19 protein-coding genes and 1 tRNA gene are annotated in these 22,624 nt (G+C 72.5%); 7 read left to right on the top strand and 13 right to left on the bottom strand.

The window, feature by feature from the left end; translation table 11 throughout:
• Nucleotides 1-25: 25 nt before the first annotated feature.
• A complete protein-coding gene (locus HHX37_RS23360) occupies nucleotides 26-1,066 on the bottom strand; it encodes an ROK family protein (RefSeq protein ID WP_182886746.1) in 1,041 nt (346 codons plus the stop codon).
• The gene (locus HHX37_RS23355; RefSeq protein WP_117409291.1) at nucleotides 1,063-2,259 is read right to left on the bottom strand and encodes an FIST signal transduction protein; all 1,197 of its coding nucleotides are present in this window, start codon (nucleotides 2,257-2,259) and stop codon (nucleotides 1,063-1,065) included. Before HHX37_RS23355 ends, HHX37_RS23360 begins: the two co-directional genes overlap by 4 nt.
• Before the next feature lie 181 nt (nucleotides 2,260-2,440).
• On the opposite strand from HHX37_RS23355, the gene HHX37_RS23350 reads away from it, so the two are divergent.
• From HHX37_RS23350 to HHX37_RS23340, 3 genes are all read left to right on the top strand, one after another.
• A complete protein-coding gene (locus HHX37_RS23350) occupies nucleotides 2,441-3,850 on the top strand; it encodes a sigma 54-interacting transcriptional regulator (RefSeq protein ID WP_310738355.1) in 1,410 nt (469 codons plus the stop codon).
• Nucleotides 3,847-5,817 (top strand): vWA domain-containing protein, encoded by a 1,971-nt coding sequence (locus HHX37_RS23345; RefSeq protein ID WP_182883344.1) that lies wholly within the window; start codon nucleotides 3,847-3,849, stop codon nucleotides 5,815-5,817. Before HHX37_RS23350 ends, HHX37_RS23345 begins: the two co-directional genes overlap by 4 nt.
• A gap of 461 nt (nucleotides 5,818-6,278) precedes the next feature.
• Nucleotides 6,279-6,710, top strand: coding sequence for a hypothetical protein (locus tag HHX37_RS23340; protein WP_117409295.1), 432 nt, complete (start codon nucleotides 6,279-6,281; stop codon nucleotides 6,708-6,710).
• Nucleotides 6,711-6,720: 10 nt separating this feature from the next.
• On the opposite strand, the gene HHX37_RS37020 is transcribed toward HHX37_RS23340, so the two are convergent.
• Complete coding sequence (locus HHX37_RS37020; protein ID WP_310740486.1) at nucleotides 6,721-7,602, bottom strand: CGNR zinc finger domain-containing protein; 882 nt, start codon at nucleotides 7,600-7,602, stop codon at nucleotides 6,721-6,723.
• Nucleotides 7,603-7,654: 52 nt separating this feature from the next.
• Here HHX37_RS37020 and HHX37_RS23330 point away from each other — a divergent pair, with 52 nt between their 5' ends.
• Nucleotides 7,655-8,911 (top strand): MFS transporter, encoded by a 1,257-nt coding sequence (locus HHX37_RS23330; protein WP_182886744.1) that lies wholly within the window; start codon nucleotides 7,655-7,657, stop codon nucleotides 8,909-8,911.
• A gap of 50 nt (nucleotides 8,912-8,961) precedes the next feature.
• Here the strand turns inward: HHX37_RS23330 and HHX37_RS23325 are convergent, their stop codons facing one another.
• A complete protein-coding gene (locus tag HHX37_RS23325) occupies nucleotides 8,962-10,101 on the bottom strand; it encodes a cystathionine gamma-synthase (protein ID WP_117410456.1) in 1,140 nt (379 codons plus the stop codon).
• A 116-nt stretch (nucleotides 10,102-10,217) separates the two neighbouring features.
• Nucleotides 10,218-11,588: a cystathionine beta-synthase gene (locus HHX37_RS23320; protein WP_117410468.1), complete on the bottom strand. Its 1,371-nt coding sequence runs from the start codon at nucleotides 11,586-11,588 to the stop codon at nucleotides 10,218-10,220.
• 178 nt (nucleotides 11,589-11,766) lie between these two features.
• Between HHX37_RS23320 and HHX37_RS23315 the strand changes: the two genes are divergently transcribed.
• From HHX37_RS23315 to HHX37_RS23305, 3 genes are all read left to right on the top strand, one after another.
• The gene (locus HHX37_RS23315) at nucleotides 11,767-12,702 is read left to right on the top strand and encodes an SGNH/GDSL hydrolase family protein (RefSeq protein WP_182883388.1); all 936 of its coding nucleotides are present in this window, start codon (nucleotides 11,767-11,769) and stop codon (nucleotides 12,700-12,702) included.
• Nucleotides 12,703-12,749: 47 nt separating this feature from the next.
• Nucleotides 12,750-14,114 carry a PQQ-binding-like beta-propeller repeat protein gene (locus tag HHX37_RS23310; protein ID WP_182883340.1) on the top strand — a complete coding sequence of 455 codons (1,365 nt, stop codon included), beginning with the start codon at nucleotides 12,750-12,752 and terminating at the stop codon, nucleotides 14,112-14,114.
• Between the two features lie 96 nt (nucleotides 14,115-14,210).
• A complete protein-coding gene (locus HHX37_RS23305) occupies nucleotides 14,211-15,428 on the top strand; it encodes an acetyl-CoA C-acetyltransferase (RefSeq protein WP_182886743.1) in 1,218 nt (405 codons plus the stop codon).
• Between the two features lie 51 nt (nucleotides 15,429-15,479).
• On the opposite strand, the gene HHX37_RS23300 is transcribed toward HHX37_RS23305, so the two are convergent.
• From HHX37_RS23300 to HHX37_RS23265, 8 genes are all read right to left on the bottom strand, one after another.
• Complete coding sequence (locus HHX37_RS23300; RefSeq protein WP_182886742.1) at nucleotides 15,480-15,890, bottom strand: PPOX class F420-dependent oxidoreductase; 411 nt, start codon at nucleotides 15,888-15,890, stop codon at nucleotides 15,480-15,482.
• A gap of 63 nt (nucleotides 15,891-15,953) precedes the next feature.
• Complete coding sequence (locus HHX37_RS23295; RefSeq protein WP_117410461.1) at nucleotides 15,954-16,172, bottom strand: DUF4287 domain-containing protein; 219 nt, start codon at nucleotides 16,170-16,172, stop codon at nucleotides 15,954-15,956.
• Nucleotides 16,173-16,403: 231 nt separating this feature from the next.
• Complete coding sequence (locus HHX37_RS23290) at nucleotides 16,404-17,189, bottom strand: Bax inhibitor-1/YccA family membrane protein (RefSeq protein ID WP_182877636.1); 786 nt, start codon at nucleotides 17,187-17,189, stop codon at nucleotides 16,404-16,406.
• A gap of 183 nt (nucleotides 17,190-17,372) precedes the next feature.
• On the bottom strand, nucleotides 17,373-18,488 hold the full coding sequence (locus HHX37_RS23285; protein ID WP_310740485.1) for an asparaginase: 1,116 nt from the start codon (nucleotides 18,486-18,488) through the stop codon (nucleotides 17,373-17,375).
• Entirely contained in the window at nucleotides 18,485-19,450 is a 966-nt protein-coding gene (locus HHX37_RS23280; protein WP_182886741.1) for a Clp protease N-terminal domain-containing protein, read from the bottom strand. Before HHX37_RS23280 ends, HHX37_RS23285 begins: the two co-directional genes overlap by 4 nt.
• A 357-nt stretch (nucleotides 19,451-19,807) precedes the next feature.
• Nucleotides 19,808-19,880 (bottom strand) — tRNA-Leu (locus HHX37_RS23275).
• Between the two features lie 278 nt (nucleotides 19,881-20,158).
• The gene (locus tag HHX37_RS23270; RefSeq protein WP_182886740.1) at nucleotides 20,159-21,517 is read right to left on the bottom strand and encodes an NAD(P)/FAD-dependent oxidoreductase; all 1,359 of its coding nucleotides are present in this window, start codon (nucleotides 21,515-21,517) and stop codon (nucleotides 20,159-20,161) included.
• Nucleotides 21,518-21,681: 164 nt separating this feature from the next.
• On the bottom strand, nucleotides 21,682-22,482 hold the full coding sequence (locus HHX37_RS23265; RefSeq protein ID WP_182886739.1) for a uracil-DNA glycosylase: 801 nt from the start codon (nucleotides 22,480-22,482) through the stop codon (nucleotides 21,682-21,684).
• Between the last annotated feature and the right edge of the window lie 142 nt (nucleotides 22,483-22,624).

The following is a 22,624-nucleotide window of genomic DNA, read 5'->3' as shown; positions in this document are numbered from 1 at the left end:
GAGAGGGCGCGGGCGGAACGCGTCGTCACGGCCCGGGTGACCAGTACCGGTCGCCCGCGATCACCAGGGCGGCGGCGCCGACGAGGCCGGCGTCCTGGCCGAGCGCGGCGGGCACGACCCGCACCCGCCCGGCGAAGCCCATCCGGGTGTGCTCGCGCAGCGCCTCCTCCAGCGGCCCGAAGAGCAGGTCGCCGGCCTGGCTGAGCCCGCCGCCCACGGTCACGAGATCGAGGTCGCAGAGGTTGACGGCCGAGGCGATGGCGACGCCGAGGGCCCGCCCGGCCCGCGTCATCGCGGCCAGCGCGATCGGGTCGCCCGCCGCCGCGTCGGCGGCCAGGCGCCGCGCGGTGGCCGTCCCCTCCTCCCGGTAGAGCTCCCCGCCCTGCCCGGACGGCTCCTCGTCCTGCCGGAAGGACTCCCCGCCCGGCTCCGAAGCCCCGCCCGGTTCCTGGGACGAACCGGCGCGGCCGGGTGACCAGCCCTGGGCGACCGCCCAGGCGGCGAGCCCGGGACCCCGGGCGATCGCCTCCAGGCAGCCGTTGCCGCCGCAGCCGCACGGCGGTCCTCCGGGGTCGACCACGACGTGGCCGATATGACCGGCGTTGCCCGTCCCGCCGTCGATGAGCCTGCCGCCGAGGATCAGGCCGCCGCCGACGCCGGTCGACACGACCATGCCGAGCATGGCCGCGCTCCCCCGCCCCGCGCCGCGCCAGTGCTCGGCCACGGCCAGGCAGATCGCGTCGTTGTGGATGCGGACCGGTATGCCGGGGAACCGGGCGGCGAGCCGCTCACGCAGCGGGAAGCCGCGCCAGCCGCCCATGTTGAGCGGGGAGACCTCCCCGGCGGGCCAGGTCATCGGGCCGCCGCAGCCGATCCCCACGCCCGCCACACCCGGGAACGGTTCCAGCCGGTCGAGCAGGCCGGTCAGGGTCTCCCACAGGGTCTCCGCGTCGCCGCCCCGGGGCGTCGCGGACCGCTGCGCGGCCACGACCCGCCCGTCCGGCTCCACCAGCCCGGCCGCGAACTTCGTGCCGCCGATGTCGACGGCCAGGGTGAGATCGCTCACGCGCCCTTCCCCGCGCCGGACGGGCCGGAGGAGAAGACGAGCAGCGAGGCGGTGAACCCGTGGACGTGGTTGTGCCCCGCGACCGGCCCGACCTCTCCGGCCGCGAAGAACCCCGCGACCCCGATCGGCCCCAGCGTCTCGCGTACGGCCAGCGCGTCGTGGTCGGCCGAGTCGAACATCCCGGAGCCGCGGCCGTTGCAGGAGAACAGCAGCGCGCCGTCGGCCCTGCCGGTGTCGCGCAGATGGGCGTCGAGCAGTTCGTACAGGTCCTCGTCGGCCGCGTCGGCGTCCCTGACCTGGAACCGCACGGTCCTGCCGATCTCGACCACGTCGCCGATGGCGACCGCCTCCCGCTCGGGGTCGATGCCGATGACCCCCCGGATCAGGAAGTCGCCCCGCTCGTGGCGCTCGGCGTACTCGTCCATGGCGACGCCGATCTGTAAGCCGGCGGCGACGAGTTCCCGGTCCTCCTCGTCGAGATCGCTCACGATGTCCTCAAGACGGGCGAGGGCGGGCTGCCCGGCGAGTTCGAGCAGCACGTTGTCCTCGGCGCGGGTGACGACCATGGTCGGGCCTATCGGCCGGCAGCCCTGGCTCACCACCGTGCTCACGTTCACCTCGCCGCCGATGACCACCCCGATGGCGCCCGACTCGTGCACCTCGCCGTTGGCGAACAGCCGGACGGAGCCGCGGCCCTGCAGCCCGTTGGCCAGGCCGCCGACGATCGGCAGACCGTCCAGCACCTCGTCGGAGTGCTCGACGAAGGCGTCCGTCGGGAAGCTGTAGGGATCGGCCAGGAGGATCGCCACCCGGTCGTCCGGGATCCTCTCGGGCAGCCCCACGACCACGAACCTGTCCTCGGTCCGCAGCGTCTCCAGCGCGAACGCGTCGATCCTGGCCCCGTCGAGGGACGCGGCCCACGCGCTGACCGCCGGGGCGAGCTCCACGCCCTGGCCGTGGCCGATCACGCCCGTCGCGCTGCACCCGATCACGTCGGCCCCGGACGCGACGGACATCGCCCGCTGCCCCGCCCGGGCCACGTCGTCGGGGTCGTCGCCGCAGACGAAGAAACAGACCAGGTCCGGCGGACCCGACAGGCCGGCCAACGCCTGGCGTACGGCGGTCTCGGCCGCCTCCTCCAGGTTGGCGCCCACGGCGAGACCGTCGGCGAAGCGGCTCGTCAATACCGCCATCGTCTCGCCCTCTCTTTCGCGCGACCGCTTCTCATCGGCCGGTCGTTTCCACGATTCTCCCCACTGAACGGAGGTCAACGCGCGGTACGCCCGGCGAATCGCGCTCGTACGGCCCGATCGCGCGGCCCGGATGACGCGACCCTGCTGCCGGATCACCGGGCGGGGACGTAGGCTCGACTCCGTGCACAAATCGCCCACGCCTGCCCCCAGCACTCTGCGTGAACTGCGCGAGAGTGGACATCGATACCGGACGGTCAAGGCCGAGATCAGGGAGAACCTGCTGGCCAGGCTGCGTTCCGGCGAGCCCCGGTTCCCCGGCATCGTCGGCTTCGACGAGACCGTCCTGCCGCACCTGGAGAGGGCGCTGATCGCCGGGCACGACCTCGTGCTCCTCGGTGAGCGCGGCCAGGGCAAGACCCGGCTGATCCGCACCATCACCGGCCTGCTCGACGAGTGGTCGCCCGTGGTCAAGGGCTGTGAGATCAACGACCACCCGTACGCGCCGGTCTGCGTGCGGTGCCGCCGGCTGGCCGCCGCCCACGGCGACGACCTGCCGGTCGCCTGGAAGCACCGCGAGGACCGGTACGGCGAGAAGCTGGCCACCCCCGACACCTCAGTCGGCGACCTGATCGGCGACGTGGACCCCATCAAGATCGCCGAGGGCCGCACGCTCGGCGACCCCGAGACGGTGCACTACGGCCTGGTCCCCCGCACCAACAGGGGCGTCTTCTCCGTCAACGAGCTGCCCGACCTGGCCGAGCGCATCCAGGTGGCGCTGCTGAACGTGCTGGAGGAGCGCGACATCCAGGTCCGCGGCTACAACCTCCGCCTCCCCCTGGACGTCCTGCTCGTCGCCAGCGCCAACCCCGAGGACTACACCAACCGCGGCCGGATCATCACGCCGCTGAAGGACCGCTTCGGCGCGGAGATCCGCACGCACTACCCCCAGACGATCGAGGACGAGCTGGTCCTGATCCGCCAGGAGGCCGACCTCGACGAGCTCGGCGCCGACCTGCCCGACCACCTCGTGGAGGTGATCGCCAGGTTCACCCGCCTCGTCCGCGAGTCGACCGCCGTCGACTCCCGCTCGGGCGTGTCGGCGCGGTTCTCGATCGCCGCGGCCGAGACCGCCGCCGCTTCCGCCGTACGGCGGGCCGCGCTGACCGGGGAGGAACGGCCGGTCACGCGGGTGTGCGACCTGCCCGGCGTGGTCCACACGCTGCGCGGCAAGGTGGAGTTCGAGGTCAGCGAGGAGGGGCGGGAGGTCGACGTGCTCTCCCACCTGCTGCGCCGCGCGACCGCGGAGACCTTCCGCGGCACTCTCGGCGGGGCCGACCTCACGCCGCTGCTGGACCGGTTCGGCGAGGGCGCGCGGGTCGAGTCGGGCGATCTGGTGCCCGCCCCCGAACTGCTGCGCCGCATCGGCCGCGTCGAAGGGCTGTCGAAGATGATGACCAGGCTCGGCATGGGCGAGGGCGACGAATCGCCCGGTCACGCCGCCGCGGCGCTGGAGTTCGCCCTGGAGGGGCTCTACCTGATGCGCAGGCTGTCCAAGGACGAGACCGACGGCGGCACGGTGTACCGCACGTGAGCTACTTCTACCGGGAGTACCACGACGGGCCGGATCCGCTGGCTCCGCCGTACGACGTGCGTGCGGCCCTGGACGAGATGGGCGACGCCGTCCTGTCCGGCTCGACGCCGCTCGACGCGCTGCGCGACCTGCTGCGCCGGGGGCTGCCCGGCGCGCCCGGGCGCCGGGGCCTGGAGGATCTGCTCCGCCAGGTGCGGCGCCGCCGCCGGGAGCTGAGGGACGGCACCCGGCTCGACGGGACGCTGGAGCGGGCCCGCGCCCTGCTCGACAAGGCGATCGGCCAGGAGCGGGCGGAGCTCCAGCGGGAGTCCGAGGGCTCGGGAGAGGCCGGGGAGGCTCTGGACGACGCCCGGTTCCGGGAGGCGATGCTGGACACGCTGCCCTCCGACACCGCCCGCGCCGTGCAGGAGCTCGCCGGCTACGACTGGCGGTCGGCCGCCGCTCGGCAGACGTTCGAGGAGCTGCGCGACCTGCTGCGCAGGGAGGTCCTCGACAGCCAATTCCGCGGCATGCGGGAGGCTCTGGCCAACCCCGATCCGGCGGCGATGGAACGGGTCCGGCAGATGATGTCGGATCTCAACGACATGCTCGACCGGGACGCCCGAGGCGAGCACACCCAGGATGACTTCGACCGGTTCATGCAGAAATACGGGGACATGTACCCCGAGAATCCGCGGAACCTGGAGGAGCTGGTCGACCAGCTGGCCCGCCGCGCCGCCGCCGCCCAGCGGCTGCTGGCCTCGCTCACCCCCGAGCAGCGCGAGGAACTGGCCGGGCTGATCAACCACACGCTGGAGCAGGCTGGCCTGGCCGAGCAGATGAGCCGGCTCGGCGAGGCCCTCCACGCCCGCCGTCCCGACCTCGCCTGGGGCGCTCCCGAACGCGTGTCGGGCGAGCGGCCGATGGAGATGGGCGACGCCGTGACCGCCCTGCAGGAACTGGCCGACCTCGGCGACCTGGAGTCCGCCCTCCGGCAGGACTACCCCGGCGCCCGGCTCGACGACATCGACGAGGAGGCCGTACGCCGGGCCCTCGGCCGTTCGGCGGTGGACGACCTGGAGTCCCTGCGCCAGGTCGAGCGCGAGCTGGAGGCCCAGGGCTACCTGCGGCGCAACCGCGGCAAGCTGGAGCTCACCCCCAAGGCCGTACGGCGGCTCGGCGAGACCGCCCTGCGCCGCGTGTTCTCCTCGCTCGAATCCGGCCGGCGCGGCGACCACGACCAGCGCGACGCCGGGACGGCCGGGGAGCCCACCGGATCGACCCGGCAGTGGCGCTTCGGCGACGAGCAGCCGATCGACGTCGTACGGACCGTCGTCAACGGCGTACGGCGGGGCGGGGGCGCCCCGGTGGCCCTGTCGGTGGACGACTTCGAGGTGGTGGAGACCGAGCGGCGCTCGGCGGCGGCCGTGTGCCTGCTGGTCGACCTGTCGTACTCGATGGCCCTGCGCGGCACCTGGGCGGCGGCCAAGCAGACCGCGCTGGCGCTCCAGGCGTTGGTGGCCTCGAAGTTCCCCCAGGACGCGGTGCAGATCATCGGCTTCTCGAACTACGCGCGGGTGCTGCGTCCGGACGAACTCGCCGGGCTCGAATGGGACATGGTGCAGGGCACCAACCTGCACCACGCGTTGCTGATCGCGGGCCGCCACCTGGACCGGCACCCCGACTTCGAGCCGGTGGTGCTCGTGGTGACCGACGGTGAGCCCACGGCGCACCTGATGCGGAACGGCGCGCCCCGGTTCGAGTGGCCGCCCTCGCAGGAGACGCTGACGCTCACGCTCGCCGAGGTGGACAAGATGACCCGGCGCCGCGCGACGCTGAACGTCTTCATGCTGGCCGCCGACGACCGGCTGCGCGAGTTCGTCAACGAGGTGGCCAGGCGCAACGGCGGCCGGGTCTTCTCCGCCAGCGCCGACCGGCTCGGCGAGTACGTCGTCAGCGACTTCCTGCGCGCCCGCCGCACCCGCTGAGCGGCCCCGGACGGGATGCGACGGGCCCGCGCGTGGCACCCTGGTGGGACAGGGGCGTCACGGGGGACGGCCCCGCACCGGCGCGCCGCACGTGCGGAAGGAGGCGTACGGACAGGCGGCACGATCCGATCGTGGGCCCAGAATCCGGGGACCGTCGCCGGCGGGATCGATAATCCATTGCCGACCGGGCTGCAATCGGCGGACGATAGACAGACACTCCCCGTGTTCGCGCTGGTCGTTCCACACGCCGGTGGAAGGAGCGCTCCCATGTTCGCAGCAGTCGGCCTCGTCGTCCTGATGATCCTCACCGGAGTCCTTTACGAGATGTCGGTCCACAACCGCCCGCGCCGCCGGAAATGAGGCCGGGTGCCTAGTCACACGGCCCGGCCCGGCCTGTCCACGGCGCCGCGCTTCGTGCCGCGACGGGTGCGGTACGGAACCGACGCGATAGCCTCTGCCCCATGTCGCCTCTCGACCATCTGCTGCTGTGGCTGCACATAGGATTCGCGATCTTCGCGCTCGGCCCGCTGACGGCGGTCACGAGCGTCACGCCGCGCTACATCAGGGCCCGGGAGATCGGTGTGCTGCGCTATCTGCACCGTTCGACCCGGCTGTTCGGGCTGCTCACGATCGGGGTGTTCCTGTTCGGCCTGCTGCTGGGCCGCAGCGCCCTCGGCGCGCCGTACCTGTCGGTGTCGATGACGCTGTTCGTGGTGGCGGCCGTCCTGCTGGTGATCGTCGAGCGGGACCAGCGCACGGCGATCGAGGCGCTGTCCACCGAGTCGCCGGCGGACGACGCCAAGGTGCAGACCGGGCGGATCGCCGCGCTCGGCGGGATCAGCGCGCTGATCTGGCTCGTCATCCTCTTCCTGATGGTCTTCTTCAACCCATGACGCTACCGGTCTAGCCTGCTACACCGGTAGCACGCCTGGCCCGGCGTCTCTCCGTGAGACGCCGGGCCTTGGCCTGCGACCCGCAGTCGGCCATCGCGCACCAGCGGCGCGAGCCGTTGCGGCTGTGGTCGAGGAACAGCCAGCCACACCCACCCTCCGCCAAGGGGCACACCCGCAGCCGCCGCAGGTCGGCCGTGGACAGGAACTCCACGGCCGCGTGGGCGAGCCGGTCCGGCACCAGGAGGGCGGGGCTGGTGCCCACCAGCAGGCGGACCACCCGACCCGAGGCGGCCTCGGGAGCGGGCGGGGCACTGCCGGGGACGGGCGGGGCGCTCCCGGGGACAAGCGGGGCACTCCCGGGGACAAGCGGGGCGGTGTTGGGGACAAGCGGGGCGCTCTCGGGAGCGGGCGAGGCGCTGCCGGGGACGAGCGCCGAGCGCGCCGCGGCGCCCGCCCACCGCAGCCCTAGCCGTTCCAGCGCCGCGACGACCTCGGATTCCGAGCTCGGAGCGCTTCCGGGGGCCGCTTCCGGCGAAGACGCCGCCGGCACCCCAGCCGCCGGTATGCCGGCCGCCGGCGCCCCGATTCCCGATGTCCCGGCCGCCGGCAGCCCGGCCGCCAGCACGGTGTAGACGGACTCCCGGATCTCCAGGGCGGCGTGCCACGCCTGGGCGGCGGACGAGGGGACGGCCGACCAGGCGGCCGCCACCGCCCGCGCCTCCTCGGCGCCGGCGACTCCCGCGCGCTCCGCCCACGCCAGCAGGGCGGCGGGGCCGGGCAGGTACTCGTGATGCTCGGACCCGCCGGGCACCCGGGGCGCCACCGTGTTGACCAGGTCGAGCGCGAGATGTCCGCCGACGATGCGCGGATCACCGTTGTGGGCCTCAGTCACGCATGTCATGCTACCAGTAAAGAGAGTTTCACCGGTAGCAGATGGAGGACACATGACGCCCTTACCGGGACGCCGGGAGAAGTGGGCGCTCGCCGCCCTCTCCGTGGCCTGCTTCGCCTACGTCACCACGGAGGTCCTGCCGATCGGGCTGCTCACCGTGATCGCGCACGATCTGCGCAGATCCCCGTCCGAGACCGGATTCCTCGTCACCGGATACGCCGCCGTCGTGGTACTGGCGTCGCTGCCGCTCACCCGGCTCACGCGGCGGGTGCCCCGGCGCGCCCTGCTCACCGCCACCCTGGCGGTGCTCGTGCTGGGCTCCCTGCTCACCGCCGTCGCGCCCGGCTACCCGGTCCTGCTCGGGGGGCGGCTGCTGATCGCGCTGACCCAGGCGCTCTTCTGGTCGGTCGTCGCCCCGACGGCCACCGCGATGTTCCCCCCTGCCGTACGCGGACGCGTGGTCGCCCGGATGGCGATCGGCAACGCGCTCGCGCCCGTCCTCGGCGTCCCCGCCGGGACGTGGCTCGGGCAGCAGGCGGGCTGGCGGGTGGCGCTCGCGGCGCTCGCGGTCCTCGGGCTCGTCACCTGCGTCGCGGTGGCCACGCTCCTGCCCGCGGCCGCCGCCGGGCCGGGAGGCGAGGACGGCGGGCAGGTGAGCCGCGCCCCCGCGCCCGACCTCGGGCGGTACGTGACCCTCGTCGTCGCCACCGTCGTCGGCGTGACCGGCTTTTTCACGGCGTACACGTACATCACGCCGTACCTGCTGGAAGTGGGGGGTTTCGCGCCGGGCTCGCTGAGCCCGCTGCTGCTCGCGGGCGGGGTGGCCGGGGTCACCGGCACCGTGCTGGTGGGCCGGGCGCTCGACCGGGCCCCCCGGGGCGCGCTGCTGACGCCGCTCGCCGTGATCACCTGCGCGTTGCTCGGCCTCCACGCCTTCGGCGCCGTCAAGGCCGCGACCGTCGTCTGCCTCTGCCTGGCGGGCATGGCCTTCAGCGCCCTCGCCGCCGCGATCCAGAACCGTACGCTCCAGATCGCCCCCGGCGGCGTCGACCTCGCCTCCGCGGGGACGAGTTCGGCGTTCAACGTCGGGATCGCCGCCGGGTCGATGCTCGGCGGCGCGCTGATCGCGGGGCCCGGCGTCCACAGCGTGACCCTCGCCGGGGCGGTCCTGGCCGCCGTCGCGCTCGCCGCGCTGCTCGGCGAGCCCTGGGCGGCGACGGGCGCGCGATCGGCGGGCGGGCGGGCGCCGGGCCGGCGGATCCGGTCGGCGAAACCGGCCGGGCGGACCCCCTCCCACACCTCCGCCTAGAAGATGGGGCGACAACGCGGCGAGGCGCCGTGGGCCACGTGCGGCAGGACTCAGCCCAGGGCTTGGGAGAGGTCCGCGAGCAAATCGTCGATGCTCTCGATGCCGACCGACAGGCGCACCAGGTCGGCGGGAACCTCCAGCGGCGACCCCGCGGCGGAGGCGTGGGTCATCCGCCCGGGGTGCTCGATCAGCGACTCGACGCCGCCGAGGGACTCCCCGAGCGTGAACAGGCGGGCCCGGTCGCAGACCGCGACGGCCGCCTCCTCGCCGCCCTCGACCCGGAAGGACACCATCCCGCCGAAACGCCGCATCTGCTTGGCCGCGACCTCGTGGCCCGGGTGCTCGGGCAGGCCGGGGTAGAGGACCTGGACGACCTTCGGGTGCGACAGCAGCAGGTCGGCCACCCGCTCGGCGTTGTCGCAGTGCCGGTCCATGCGGATGCCCAGCGTCTTGAGCCCGCGCAGGGTGAGCCAGGCGTCGAACGGCCCGGCCACGGCGCCCATGGCGTTCTGGTGGTAGGCGAGCCGCTCGCCGAGGTCCGCCGACCGGGTCACCAGCGCCCCGCCGACCACGTCGGAGTGGCCGCCGACGTACTTGGTCGTCGAGTGGACCACCACGTCCGCGCCCAGGCCGAGCGGCTGCTGCAGGTACGGCGAGGCGAAGGTGTTGTCCACGACGAGCAGCGCGCCCGCGTCGTGCGCGACGTTCGCCAGCGCGGCGATGTCCGCGACGTTCAGCAGGGGGTTCGTGGGGGTCTCCACCCAGATCGCCCGCGTCCGCGGCTGTACGGCGGCGCGCACCGCGTCCACGTCTCCGAGCGGCACCGGGTCGAAGGTGACCCCCCACTCCTCCAGCACCCGGGCGAACAGCCGGTAGGTCCCGCCGTACGCGTCGTCCGGGATCACCACGTGGTCGCCCGGCTTGCAGACGGCGCGCAGCAGCGTGTCCTCCGCGGCCAGGCCCGACGCGAAGGCCAGCCCGCGCACGCCTCCCTCGACGGCGGCCAGCGCCTCCTCCAGGGCGGTCCTGGTGGGGTTGGCCGACCGGCTGTACTCGTATCCCGCCCGCAGGCCGCCCACGCCGTCCTGCTTGTAGGTGGAAACGGCATATATGGGAGGCACGACGGCACCCGTGTAGGGGTCGGCCTCCTGGCCCGCGTGGATGGCGAGGGTCTCGAAACCATGGTTCATGAGGTCGAGCGTAGCCGCCCGTCCCGCCTGGTCCCGGCGGGCGCGTCAGCGGCCGGCTCACAGATGGCCGAGGGGCCGGCCCGCTGGTCGGCCCGGTGGTCGGCCCGGTGGTCGGCTCAGTGGTTGGCGAGGAAGGCCAGCAGGTCCTGACGGGTGACCATGCCCACCGGCTTGCCGTCGTCGAGGACCACCGCAGCGTCGGCCTTCTCCAGCGCCTCGACCGCCCGGGCCACCGGCTCGCCGTAGCCGATCATCGGCAGCGGCGCGGACATGTGGCCGCCGATCTCGTCCTCCGACCGCACCCGGCCGCGGTACAGGCCGTCCAGCAGGTCGCGTTCGACGATCGAGCCGACGACCTCCGCCGCCATGACCGGCGGCTCCTCCTTCATGACCGGGAGCTGGGAGACGTTGTACTCCCGCATGATCGAGATCGCGGTGCCGACCGACTCGTGCGGATGGACGTGCACGAACTCGGGCAGCCCGGACGACTTGCGGCCCAGCACGTCGCCGACCAGGCCCTCCTCGCTCGTCTCGGTGAGGAAGCCGTAGTCCGCCATCCACTCGTCGTTGAAGATCTTCGACAGGTAGCCGCGGCCGCCGTCCGGCAGCAGCACGACCACGACGTCGTCCGGCCCGGCCGCCTGGGCCACCCGCACCGCCGCGACCACCGCCATGCCGCACGAGCCGCCGACGAGCAGCGCCTCCTCCCGGGCGAGCCTGCGGGTCATGCCGAACGAGTCCTTGTCGGAGACCGCGATGATCTCGTCGCAGATCGTGGTGTCGTAGGTCGCGGGCCAGATGTCCTCGCCGACGCCCTCGACCAGGTACGGCCGGCCGGTGCCGCCCGAGTAGACCGACCCCACCGGATCGGCACCGATGATCTTCACCCGGCCGTCGGAGATCTCCTTGAGGTACTTACCCGTCCCACTGATGGTCCCCCCGGTGCCGATGCCGGCGACGAAGTGGGTGATCCTGCCCTCGGTCTGCTCCCAGATCTCCGGGCCGGTGGAGAGGTAGTGGCTCTCCGGGTTCCCGGGGTTGGAGTACTGGTCGGGCTTCCAGGCGTTCGGTACCTCGCGGGCCAGCCGGTCCGACACCGAGTAGTACGAGTCGGGGTGGTCCGGCGAGACGGCGGTCGGGCAGACGACCACCTCCGCGCCGTACGCCCGGAGCACGTTGACCTTGTCCTGGGCGACCTTGTCCGGGCAGACGAACAGGCAGCGGTAGCCCTTCTCCTGCGCCACGATGGCCAGGCCCACGCCGGTGTTGCCGGAGGTCGGCTCGACGATCGTGCCGCCGGGCTTGAGCGCGCCGCTCCGCTCGGCCGCCTCGATCATCCGCACCGCGATGCGGTCCTTCACCGAGCCGCCGGGGTTGAAGTACTCCACCTTGGCCAGCACCTGGGCGGGCGCGCCCGCCGTGACCTTGCGCAACCGGACGAGCGGGGTGTTCCCCATCAGCTCGATCAGCGAGTCGTGTACGCGCACCGCGAGGACCACCTTGTCCGCCCGAGGCCTGTCGGCCGTCTTCACGCCGGGGGCCCGTAGGGGTGGCCGGACCTCGGCGTGTCTCCTACCTTCAAACCGTACCGTCAGGTTCCACACCGTACCGTGAGGGTGAGGGCCGGTGATTCCGACATCCGGCACGACGCGGGCCGCGCGGCGCATGGCGACCGCCGCCGCCCTGGGCGGGGGCGGCCTCACCGCCCTGGGAGCGATCACGTACGGCCTGCTCTTCGCCGAGGCCGCCGTCGCCCGCCGCATCGTGGGACAGCCGCACGGCCTCGACGGCCCCGACGCCGACGGCCTGTACGGCGCCTATCCCGGGGAGCCGATCCGGATGGCCGTGCTCGGCGACTCGACCTCGGTCGGTCTCGGCATGACCCGCCCCGAGGAGACCCCCGGCGTACTGATCGCGTACGGCCTCGCCGAGGTGGCCGAGCGGCCGGTGCGCCTCACCGTGGCCGGGCGGTCGGGGGCCTCCTCCGCCTGCCTCGGCGGCCAGGTGGACCGCGTGCTGGAGACCCGCCCGGAGATCGCGATCATCTTCGTGGGGGCCAACGACGTGACCACGGCGACCCCGCCGGCCCGGGCCGTACAGCACCTGCGGGAGGCGGTGGGCAGGCTGCGCGAGGCCGGAGCGGAGGTGGTCGTGGGCACCTGCCCCGACCTCGGCACCGTGCGCCCGATCGCCCAGCCCCTGCGCTGGGTCACCCGGCGCTGGTCGCGCCGGCTCGCCGCGGCCCAGACGGTCGCCGTCGTCGAGACGGGCGGGCGGACCGTCGCGTTCGCCGACCTGCTCGGACCCGAGTTCGAGGCCAACCCGGCCGAGATGTTCGGACCTGATCGTTTTCATCCATCTGCCCGAGGTTACCTACAGGCCGCGTACGCAGTGCTACCGTCTGTATGCACCGCGTTGGGGTTGTGGCCCGAGCCGGAACCCGTACGCGTCGAAGGATCGCAACACCTCTTGGCCGCAATGGCCGTGGAGGAGCCCGGCACCGAGGTCACCGCGACCCGTGTCGCCGGCCGGGCGGTCGGCCCCCATGGACGGTGGGCGACACTGCTCCGCCGGAGACCCGGGCCGCTTCCGAACGCCTAGAGCCGGTCACCTCCTGCGGCCGGGCCATCACCCCCTGTAGGAGCGAAATGATCCGGCCCCAGCCAGCCCACCTGAGACCCGCTCTGGCGCTCGCGGCGAGCGCCCTGCTGACCGGCGCCGCCCTCACCGGCTGCTCCGGCGGCGGCGACGACGCCGCGAAGGACCGTCCGGCCTGGCACAACACGCAGGTGAACGCGGTCAGCCGGGCCACCACGGGCGGCGGCGTCGCGGCCGCCACCTCCATGCGGCCCGACGGCACGCTGGAGACCGTCGCCCTCGACCTGTCCACCGGCCGCCGCCTGTGGACGCACCCGGCGACGATGGTCGGACGGCTGCCGGGGATGGGGGTGCAGGCCCCCGCCACCGTCGAGACCGGCGTCGGCCAGGCCGTGGTGGTCACGCTCGACCCCTCCGGCGGGAAGAACGCCGTCCTCGTCGCCAGGGACGGGCGCACCGGGCGGCAGAAGTGGACCAGGCCGATGCGGTCCACCTTCGGGCCGCAGCGCTGCGGGCCGTACGTCTGCGTCTCCGAGGACACCGAGCTCGCCTCGGCCCGCGTCGTGGTGCTGAACCCGCGCGACGGCGCGCTGATGTGGCGCCTGCCCGGCATCGCCGAGGTCGAGTGGTCCGACCCGACCAGGGTGGTGCTGCTCAGACTGGCCTCGCATCCGGTGCTGGAGGCGCGCACGCTGAAGGACGGCAAGGCCGTCTGGCAGTTGCCGATCGAGGACGCCCTCGGCCCCGGCGTCGACCTGAGCGGGGGCTGGGCCTTCGGCGCGACCGGCGACAAGATCGTCGGGTACGTCGCGCCGTACACCAACCCGCAGACCAAGCAGACCTCGGCGTTCGGCCTGTTCTCGGCGCGCCTCACCGACGGGGCCGTCGACTGGATGCGGCCGTCCGTCGTCCGCGTCTACCCCAGCGGCAACCCCGCGTACGCGCCGATCGTCCGGCCGGTGGACGAGCAGGGCCAGTACGGCGGGTTCGCCCGGCTCGACGCCGAGAGCGGGCGGGTCCTGGGGCAGATCACCCCCGCCCAGGTGCCGGGATCGGGCTGGTGGCTGGCCTTCCCCAGGGACATGGACCGGCTCGGCTTCCTCAAGCGCGACGCCCCAGGCTCGGTCTTCGACCTCAGCACCGGAGAGCCGACCCCCGTCAGCGGCGCGAGCGGGTGGTCGTTCTGCGTCACCGACCCCAAGCCGCTGCCGCTGCGCGGCATGATCCCGGGGTTCTACTCGATCGCGGCGCTGTGCGAGTTCGACCTCGCCACGGGCAGGCGCAAGAGCTCCTCCGCCGCGCCGCCCTCCTGGTTCACCGGCAGCCAGAACGGCTGGCGCCTGTGGCGTGACGAGAAGGGCGGCCTCCACGCCGTCAACGACCACACCACCACCGCCCCCGGCATGTACGGGTAGGCGGGGCGTGGCGGGCGGCGTACCGGGGGGTAACCTCCGGGAAGGAGGCCCCGCGAACCCTGGGTGGAGGGGCACGAGTTCAGGCAGGAGAGTCACATGCCCGAGGCAGTCATCGTGGCGACCGCGCGGTCGCCGATCGGCCGCGCCTTCAAGGGGTCACTCAAGGATATCCGTCCCGACGACCTGACCGTGCAGATGGTCCGCGCCGCGCTGGCGAAGGTGCCGCAGCTCGACCCGGCCGACATCGACGACCTCATGCTGGGCTGCGGCCTTCCGGGCGGCGAGCAGGGCCACAACCTGGGCCGGGTGGTGTCGGTGCTGCTCGGCCTGGACAACGTGCCGGGCACCACCGTGACCCGCTACTGCTCCTCCTCTCTCCAGACGACCCGGATGGCGTTCCACGCCATCCGGGCGGGAGAGGGCGACGTGTTCGTCTCGGCGGGCGTCGAGACCGTCTCCCGCTTCGGGAACGGCAGCTCGGACCTGCCCGACGCGCAGAACCCGCTGTTCGACGAGGCCAAGGCCCGGACGGAGGAGACCGCGAAGGGCGGGGGCCCGGTGTGGCACGACCCGCGTGCGGACGGCGCGCTGCCCGACATCTACGTCGCCATGGGACAGACCGCCGAGAACGTGGCCGCCCTGAAGGGCGTCTCGCGGCGCGAGCAGGACGAGTTCGGCGTGCGGTCGCAGAACCTCGCGGAGAAGGCCATCGCCAACGGTTTCTGGGACGGCGACATCACGCCGGTCACGCTGCCCGACGGCACCGTGGTGAGCAAGGACGACGGCCCCAGGGCCGGCACGACGTACGAGGCGGTCGCGCAGCTCAAGCCGGTCTTCCGGCCGGACGGCACGGTGACGGCCGGCAACTGCTGCCCGCTGAACGACGGCGCCGCCGCGGTGATCGTCATGAGTGACGTCAAGGCGGCCCAGCTGGGCATCACGCCGCTCGCCCGGATCGTGTCGACCGGCGTCACGGGCCTGTCCCCCGAGATCATGGGCCTCGGCCCGATCGAGGCGTCGCGCCAGGCCCTCACCCGGGCCGGCATGTCGATCGACGACGTGGACCTGGTCGAGATCAACGAGGCGTTCGCCGCCCAGGTGATCCCCTCCTACCGCGAGCTCGGCATCGACATCGACCGGCTCAACGTCAACGGCGGGGCGATCGCGGTGGGCCACCCGTTCGGCATGACCGGTGCCCGCATCACCTCCACGCTGGTCAACAGCCTGCGGTTCCACGACAGGTCGATCGGCCTGGAGACCATGTGCGTCGGCGGCGGCCAGGGCATGGCGATGGTGCTGGAGCGGCTGTCCTGAACGTGACCCCCGCGCCGGGACCGGCCCGGCGCGGGCGGCCGTATGGGGTGGTCAGCCGTGGTGGTCGGGACCGGCGCGGGTGGGCTCGATGCGGATGATCACGCGCTTGTCCCGGACCATCGCCTCGCGGTAGTCGTCCCAGTCCGGGTGCTCCCCGCTGATGTCGCGGTAGTACCGGACCAGCGGCTCCATCGCCTCGGGCAGCGCGACGACCTCCGCCTTGCCCTCGATCTGGACCCACGCGCCGAAGAACGCGTCGGTCGTCACGGTCAGCACGACCTGGGGGTTGTTGCGGAGATTGCGGGTCTTCACGGCGGTCTCGCGGCTGCTGACCACGATGTGGCCGTCCTCGTCACAGCCGACGGTGACCGGCGAGGTCTGCGGGCGTCCGTCCGGATGCCAGGTCAGCATGACCGCTCGGTGGTTGTTCCTGACGAACTCACGCGCCTTGTCGAGATCCATGAAGACAATGATGCGCCCGCACCTGACCGGTGCGGGCGCGTTTCTGCTTGTGCGGGCCGATCGCTAGAAGCGACGGCGCCGCTCGTGCTCGCGGACGATCGCTGCGGCGTAGCCGTGGCTCAGCCCGTGCTCGTCGGCGAGCCAGTTGGCCCGCTCCTCACAGCGTAGGAACGACGGACCGTTGTCGATGGCTTCGAACCACTCGGGGAGTTCACGCCCGGTTATGGACGGGACGCGGGCGATCAGCTTGGTCTGGGTCTCCGGTGAGTGGTTCAACGACATGGGCACCTCCACGGAAAAGGCTGCTTTGTGTCACAGTGCATCACCGGTCCGCGCTTGACAAGCCCCCAACGGCATCGTTTTGTTACAGGATGTTGATCCAAACTTACAGAACCGATCACCGAATCCTGCTATAGGACCAAAAAAGGAGCGCCGCTCCGGAGGAACGGCGCCCTGCTCACCCCGCGATCGGGAGGTGCCCGGTGGACCTTCGGCAGGTCCCGCGGGCACCGGCTAGTCGTTGTTCGTGAAGTAGCTGATGAACCGGAGGATCTCCAGGTAGAGCCAGACGAGGCTCAGCGTCAGGCCGAACGCCATCAGCCAGGAGTAGCGCTCCGGCACGCCGGCCCGCACCCCCTGCTCGATCTCGCTGAAGTCGAGCAGCAGGAAGAAGCAGCCCAGCAGGATCATGCCGATGCTGAAGATCCAGCCGATCGGGCTGTCGGTGCGCAGCCCCAGGCCACCGCTGACGAAGATGCTCGCGATCCAGTTGATCAGCATCAGGCCGATCGCCCCGAACGCGGCGGCGACCACGAACTTGGCGAACTTCGGCGTCGGCCGGAAGATCTTCAGCGCGTACACCGCGAGCGTGCCGCCGAAGGCGACCATCGTGCCGAGCACGGCCTGCAGGACGATGCCGTTGTACACCGTCTCGTACATGTGGCTCAGCACGCCGATGGCGATGCCGTAGCAGAGGGAGTAGCCGAGGATCAGCGCCGGGTTCGTGCTCTGCTTGAACGACACGATGAGCCCGAGGATCAGGCCCACGATCATCGCGGGTGCCGCGAGCCCCCAGCCGACGTTGAAGTACCACGCCAGGGCGGCCGAGACGACGAGCGTGCCGAGCGTCATGAAGCCGCGCATCACGACGTCGTCCATCGTCATGGCGCGCGCCGCCGGCGGAGCGTAGGAGGGGGCGGCGTACATGTCGTTCAGTTCGTGCACGCTGGGCGTCGGGCCGGTCCACGTCTGCTGACCAGCCGGACCGCGCCGACTGAATATCGGGTTCTTGCTCTCCATCCGCTTCCTCCAGGACGCGACTTGCCGATCAGCCGCTGGGGCGGCCAGTGGGGACATGCCCGGGGAGCGGTGTTCCTCGAACGTGTCTCGCATGGAACGCCACCCCGCCACAATGGCAACGTTCGGCCCCCCGGCGGGGTTCCCGCCACCTGGTAAGGAAAAAAGCCGGGACTCCCGGTCGGGTCAGAGCCGGGCGAACCAGTCCCGTACTGCCTGCCGCCCTCCCCCGCCGAGCGCCGCCATCAGCGCGTACCGCGCCTTGACCGGGGCGAGCCCACGGGCTCCGATCGCGCCGACCTTCGCCGCGAGCCCGTAGCCGGGCGGCAGGGCCTCCAGGGGAACCGCCCGGGTGCGGCACCGCGAGGCGACCACCACCGGGATGTCCCACTCCGCCAGTTCGCTGATTGTCGTGAACAGCCCGACGGGGACGTTCCCGGCGCCGGTGCCCTCCAGCACGACTCCTCTGGCCCCGGCGTCCACGACGGCCGTGAGGAGCACCGGATCCATCTCCGGGTAGGTCTTGACCAGTGCCACGTTCGTCTCCGGCTCCCCCTCCGGCTCCGGAGGCCGGGGCGGCGGCGCGGCGCACATCTCGGCCCCGCCGTCCGCGACCCGGCCGAGCACCGGCGCGGGAGCGGAGGAGAGAGCCGTCACGGCCGTCGCGTCGGCCATGGTCACCCAGCGGGCCGCGTGCAACTCGTCACCGGCGCACACCACCGCGCCCACTCCTCGCAGAGCGGGGTCGGCCGCGGCGACCAGGGACGACGCGAGGTTGCGCGGACCGTCACTCGACAACGCGTCGAGCGGCCGTACGGCCCCCGTGAACACGATGCCGCCCCGGTGTGCGGCCGGTCCCACGAGGAGGTCGGTGAGGAAGGCGGTCTCCTCGACGGTGTCCAGGCCGTGGGTGACGACCACGCCGTCGAACCCCTCGTCGAGCAGGGCCGTACGCACCCGCCGGGCCAGCGACAACATCGTGGCGGGCGAGGTGTCCCAGCTCGGCTCGGCCCGCACGTCCTCGGTGACAACCTCCAGGCCGAGATCCGCACCGAGATCCGGGCGTGGGCCTGCGCCGAGATCCGCACCGAGGTACGCGCCGAGGTCCCCGGCGCTGCCGGCCCTGAGGTCGGCACCGGGGTCGGTCGCGGGGTTCGCGCCGGGATCCGCGCCGGGATCCGCGCCGAGGCCGTGGGACACAGCGGCCAGCAGGTCGTCCGCCGTCGCCAGTCCCGGCCGCGAGGTCCGCCGGGCGTACGCCATGACGTCGCCTGTGGCGACCAGCAACACCCGTGCGGTCACGGCGTCTCGTCCTCGGCCGATCCGGCGACCCCGGCGTGCCGCTCCAGACGTTCGACGCGTTCGAGGAGCGGCGCGATCTCCCGGCGGACCATGGCCGCCACCATCTGGACCGCTTCCCGGATCTGCGCCGCACCATCGCTCTGTGCCGCCGTGCCACTGCTCTGTGCCGCCGCACCACCTGCCCCCGCACCACCGCTCTGTGCCGCCGTGCCACCGCTCTGTTGCCCCGCACCGCCCTGTCCCGTGCCGCCCTGTACGGAGCCCGCGGCTTCCTGCGCCTGCGCCCGCAGGTGGACGTAGCCGGCGAGCGCCGCGACGACCGTACGGCGGGTGAGCCGGGGCTCGGCTCCCCGCGCCCGCAGCACCTCCCCGGCGATCCCCTCCGGCTCGGCGGCCAGGCCGAGCAGCAGGTGCTCGCACCCGATGTAGTTGTGCCCGAGCGACTGGGCCTCGGCGACGGCCAGTTCCAGGGCGTTGGCCGCCAGGGCATCGAACCGGCCGGACCCGGCGGCCGGTTCGACGCCCTCCTCCCGCGCGGGCTCCTCACCCGCCTCGGGCGCGCTCTCCCCGGCCTGCCCGGCCCCGGAGCGTACGGCGGGGTGGCGGGCCGCCAGGTCGCGCTCGACCAGCGCGGGCTCGATCTCCATCGCCCGCAGGACGTGCAGCGCCAGGTTGGTGCCCTCGGCCAGCATCGCCGCCAGCAGGTGCTCGGTCCCGACTCCGGGGGCGCCCTCACCCCGGGCGCGCTCCAGCGCGAGCCGGAAGACCGCGCGGGTCCGCGGCGTGAAGTGCGACAACCGCGGATCGTCGATCTCCAGGTCGCCGAGGATGCTCTCCCGGATGGCCGTCACCCGCCGTACGGCCTGCTCCAGCGCCCGCTGGCAGATCGCGGACACCGGCAGGGAGGCTTCCTTCACCGCCTCCGCCAGATCATCGGGCAGATACACATTGATTTTCGGCATAACCCCCTTGTACCCCCACAGGGGTTACATGTCCACCCCGAGCAGCGCCTTGGTCCGTGGGTGGAGACCGTCTGAGGCGGGGCCGGCGTTCCGCCTCGGTCTGCTGGAAGAGGAACTACCGAAAGGAACCGTCTGGTTCACCGCGACCACCTGATTACAGGGGAAGGGCGGATACCTCGTCAGCGGCATTCCGGCCCAGAGGATTTGTCTACTCAAGAGTTCGCGCCGACGCGGGCACACCAGGGGCACGGCTTGTGTGTGGACGTTCGAATTCGGCCGAAGCCGGCCGGACGGTCACGATCGGCCCGTGGGTGCGCTCCCGCAGGTCACGGGCTTGTTGGGCGAGGCGGCACTCGGTGCCCCCGGTGGGACTCGAACCCACACCACAGCCCTTTTAAGGGGCTTGCCTCTGCCATTGGGCTACGGGGGCGCCGCGATCATATGTCACGGATCACTCCTCTGTAAGCAAGTTACGTCTTACGCGGCTTGTCCCCCTTTCCACGGCCGGTGAACGGCGCCCGTGGCCGCCTGCCGGTCAAGGAACGGGAGAGCCTCCGGGAGCGCCCGGCCGCGATCGGGCCGCGGTCGCGCCTCCATGACACCACCTGTCGTGGGCGTGGAGAACGCGAAAACGGCCCGGCCGTGAGCGCCGGGCCGTACCGCACCGAGGGCCGGGCGCCTCCGCGGCGGCGCGGTACGGCCCGCGACTCAGCGCTTGAGCCCGCTCTTGGCGGCGGCCCGGAACTCGTCGCGCGGGTGCTCGATCTCGCCCAGGGAGACGGTCTCCCGCCTGAAGAACAGCGACAGCGTCCAGTCCATGACCACGCGGACCTTGCGGTTCACGGTGGGCACCCGCGACAGGTGGTAGGTGCGGTGCATGAACCAGGCGGGGAGGCCGCGCAGCTTGATGCCGTAGACGTTGGCGACGCCCCGGTGGAGGCCCAGGCCCGCGACCGACCCGACGTACTTGTGCCGGTAGTCCTTCAGTTCCTCCCCGCGCAGGTACGCGGTGATGTTGTCGCCCAGGACCCGGGCCTGCCGTACGGCGTGCTGGGCGTTGGGGGCGCAGAACTGGCCGGGGTTGGTCACGTCGGGCACGCCCGCGATGTCGCCGGCGGCGAAGGCGCCCTTGACGCCCGCGACGGTCAGGCGGGTGGTGGTCTTGATCCGGCCGCGCTCGTCGAGCGGCAGGTCGGTGGAGTTGACGATCGGGCTGGGCTTGACGCCCGCGGTCCAGACGATCGTGGCCGACTCGAACTCGTCGCCGTCGGAGGTCTTGACCAGGCCGCCCTCGCAGGACTGCAGGAACGTCTCCATCTTGAGCTCGATGCCGCGCTCGCGGAGCTGCTCGGCGGTCCACTCGCCCATCTCGGGGCCGACCTCGGGGAGGATGCGGTTGGACGCCTCGATGAGCACCCAGCGCAGGTCCTTCTTGTCGATGCCCGGGTAGTACCTGATCGCGTCCTCGGTCATATCCTCCAGCTCGGCGAGCGCCTCGATGCCCGCGAAGCCGCCGCCGACCACGACGAAGGTGAGCGCCCGGCGGCGCACGTCCTCGTCCTCGGCCGAGTCGGCGCGGTCGAGGAGGGAGATCACCCGGTTGCGCAGCGCGATGGCCTCGCCGACCGTCTTGAAGCCGATGGCCGCGTCCTCCAGGCCGGGGATCGGCAGCGTCCGCGAGATCGACCCGGCGGCCATGACGATGACGTCGTACTCGATCTCCCTCGACTCGCCCGCCGGGGGTTCGAAGGTGACCGCACGGGCCTCGTGGTGCACCTTGGAGACCTTGCCGTTGAGGATGCGGACCTTCGGCAGCACCCGGCGCAGCGGCGCCACGACGTGGCGCGGCGAGATGTTGCCGGCCGCGGCCTCGGGCAGGAACGGCTGGTAGGTCATGTACGACTGCGGGTCGATGAGCGTGATCCGCACGCTGCCGTCACGGAGCTCACGGCGGAGCGTGCGCTGGAGACGAAGAGCCGAGTAGAGGCCCACGTATCCACCGCCGACGATGACGATGTGCTGCGGCTTGCGGTCTGCCACGATGCCCTCCAAGGCTTGTGAAACCATTCACAAGCTTACGTCACAGGTTGGCCACGGGGCCAATGCGCAAGGGCCGAAGGTCGAGTGATTTTCCCCACTTGGTCACTCGCTGGCGATGTTGCGGCAAAAAATTCCCGTGAAATTCCCGGAGCGATCCGGTTCACACTCGTGAATCCGTTCACAAGGCCTGATCAGGCGGTGGTGCCGAGTGCGGCGGCGCGGGCGAAGACCGCGTCGAGCATCTCCGCCGTGACCCGGCCGGTGAAGGTGTTCTGCTGGCTGGGGTGGTAGCAGCCGATGAGCGTGACGGGCGCCGCGCCGTGGACGAGCGGCACCTCCACGCCGTGCCCGAAAGCGGGCCTGCGGGACGGCAGGGTGAACCCCGCCGCCCGCAGTGCGGGCCAGACCGCCTGCCAGGCGAAGCCGCCGAGGGCCACGACCACCCGGGTCGTTCCCGCGACCAGCGCCAGTTCCGCGGCGAGCCAGGGGAAGCAGGTGTCGCGCTCTTCTGGGGTCGGCTTGTTGGCGGGCGGCGCGCAGCGCACGGCCGCCATCATCCGGGCCCCGATCAGCCGCTGGCCGTCGCCCGCGTGGACGCTGGTCTCTTTGGCGGCGAGCCCGGTGCGGTGCAGCGAGGCGAACAGCCAGTCGCCGCTGCGGTCGCCGGTGAAGATCCGCCCGGTACGGTTGCCTCCGTGCGCGGCGGGGGCCAGGCCCACGATGAGCGTGTGCGGCGCGTCGTCGCCCCAGCCCGCGATCGGCCGGCCCCAGTAGGTCTCGTCCGCGAACGCCCGCCGCCTGACGTCGGCGACCTCCTCCCGCCATTCGACGAGCCGGGGGCAGGCCCGGCACACCGACTGCCTGGCCGTCAGGTCCGCGAGCGTACGGCTCTCGGCCGCCAGCTTGGCGACCTCGTGGGCGTCACGGGCGACGGCGGTGCCGGGGCCGGCGGGGTCGCCCGGCCAGCCGGAACCGGGAGGAACGAAGCTCATAAACCGATCGTGCCAGGTGGACGGGGCTCCGTCGGCCGGAAGCCGGCTCTCACGAGGCCCGCGACCGCTGGGCACGACGTTCGCGACAGACGGGCACGACGCCCGCGACAGTCGGGCACGACGCCTGGGACGGCCGGGCACG

The sequence above is a fragment of the Microbispora sp. H10885 genome (genome assembly GCF_014161415.1).
Lineage (GTDB): Bacteria > Actinomycetota > Actinomycetes > Streptosporangiales > Streptosporangiaceae > Microbispora > Microbispora triticiradicis.
The sequence above is the reverse complement of the archived record's forward strand: the minus strand, read 5'-3'. Positions and strand labels throughout refer to the sequence as shown.

What these genes read in the sequence shown, in the direction of transcription:
- HHX37_RS23355 (WP_117409291.1), bottom strand. Translation starts at nt 2,259, where the DNA reads ATGGCGGTATTGACGAGCCGCTTCGCCGACGGTCTCGCCGTGGGCGCC.
- HHX37_RS23340 (WP_117409295.1), top strand. Translation starts at nt 6,279, where the DNA reads ATGTCGCCTCTCGACCATCTGCTGCTGTGGCTGCACATAGGATTCGCG.
- HHX37_RS23330 (WP_182886744.1), top strand. Translation starts at nt 7,655, where the DNA reads ATGACGCCCTTACCGGGACGCCGGGAGAAGTGGGCGCTCGCCGCCCTC.
- HHX37_RS23325 (WP_117410456.1), bottom strand. Translation starts at nt 10,101, where the DNA reads ATGAACCATGGTTTCGAGACCCTCGCCATCCACGCGGGCCAGGAGGCC.
- HHX37_RS23315 (WP_182883388.1), top strand. Translation starts at nt 11,767, where the DNA reads ATGGCGACCGCCGCCGCCCTGGGCGGGGGCGGCCTCACCGCCCTGGGA.
- HHX37_RS23310 (WP_182883340.1), top strand. Translation starts at nt 12,750, where the DNA reads ATGATCCGGCCCCAGCCAGCCCACCTGAGACCCGCTCTGGCGCTCGCG.
- HHX37_RS23305 (WP_182886743.1), top strand. Translation starts at nt 14,211, where the DNA reads ATGCCCGAGGCAGTCATCGTGGCGACCGCGCGGTCGCCGATCGGCCGC.
- HHX37_RS23300 (WP_182886742.1), bottom strand. Translation starts at nt 15,890, where the DNA reads ATGGATCTCGACAAGGCGCGTGAGTTCGTCAGGAACAACCACCGAGCG.
- HHX37_RS23295 (WP_117410461.1), bottom strand. Translation starts at nt 16,172, where the DNA reads ATGTCGTTGAACCACTCACCGGAGACCCAGACCAAGCTGATCGCCCGC.
- HHX37_RS23290 (WP_182877636.1), bottom strand. Translation starts at nt 17,189, where the DNA reads ATGGAGAGCAAGAACCCGATATTCAGTCGGCGCGGTCCGGCTGGTCAG.
- HHX37_RS23280 (WP_182886741.1), bottom strand. Translation starts at nt 19,450, where the DNA reads ATGCCGAAAATCAATGTGTATCTGCCCGATGATCTGGCGGAGGCGGTG.
- HHX37_RS23270 (WP_182886740.1), bottom strand. Translation starts at nt 21,517, where the DNA reads ATGGTTTCACAAGCCTTGGAGGGCATCGTGGCAGACCGCAAGCCGCAG.
- HHX37_RS23265 (WP_182886739.1), bottom strand. Translation starts at nt 22,482, where the DNA reads ATGAGCTTCGTTCCTCCCGGTTCCGGCTGGCCGGGCGACCCCGCCGGC.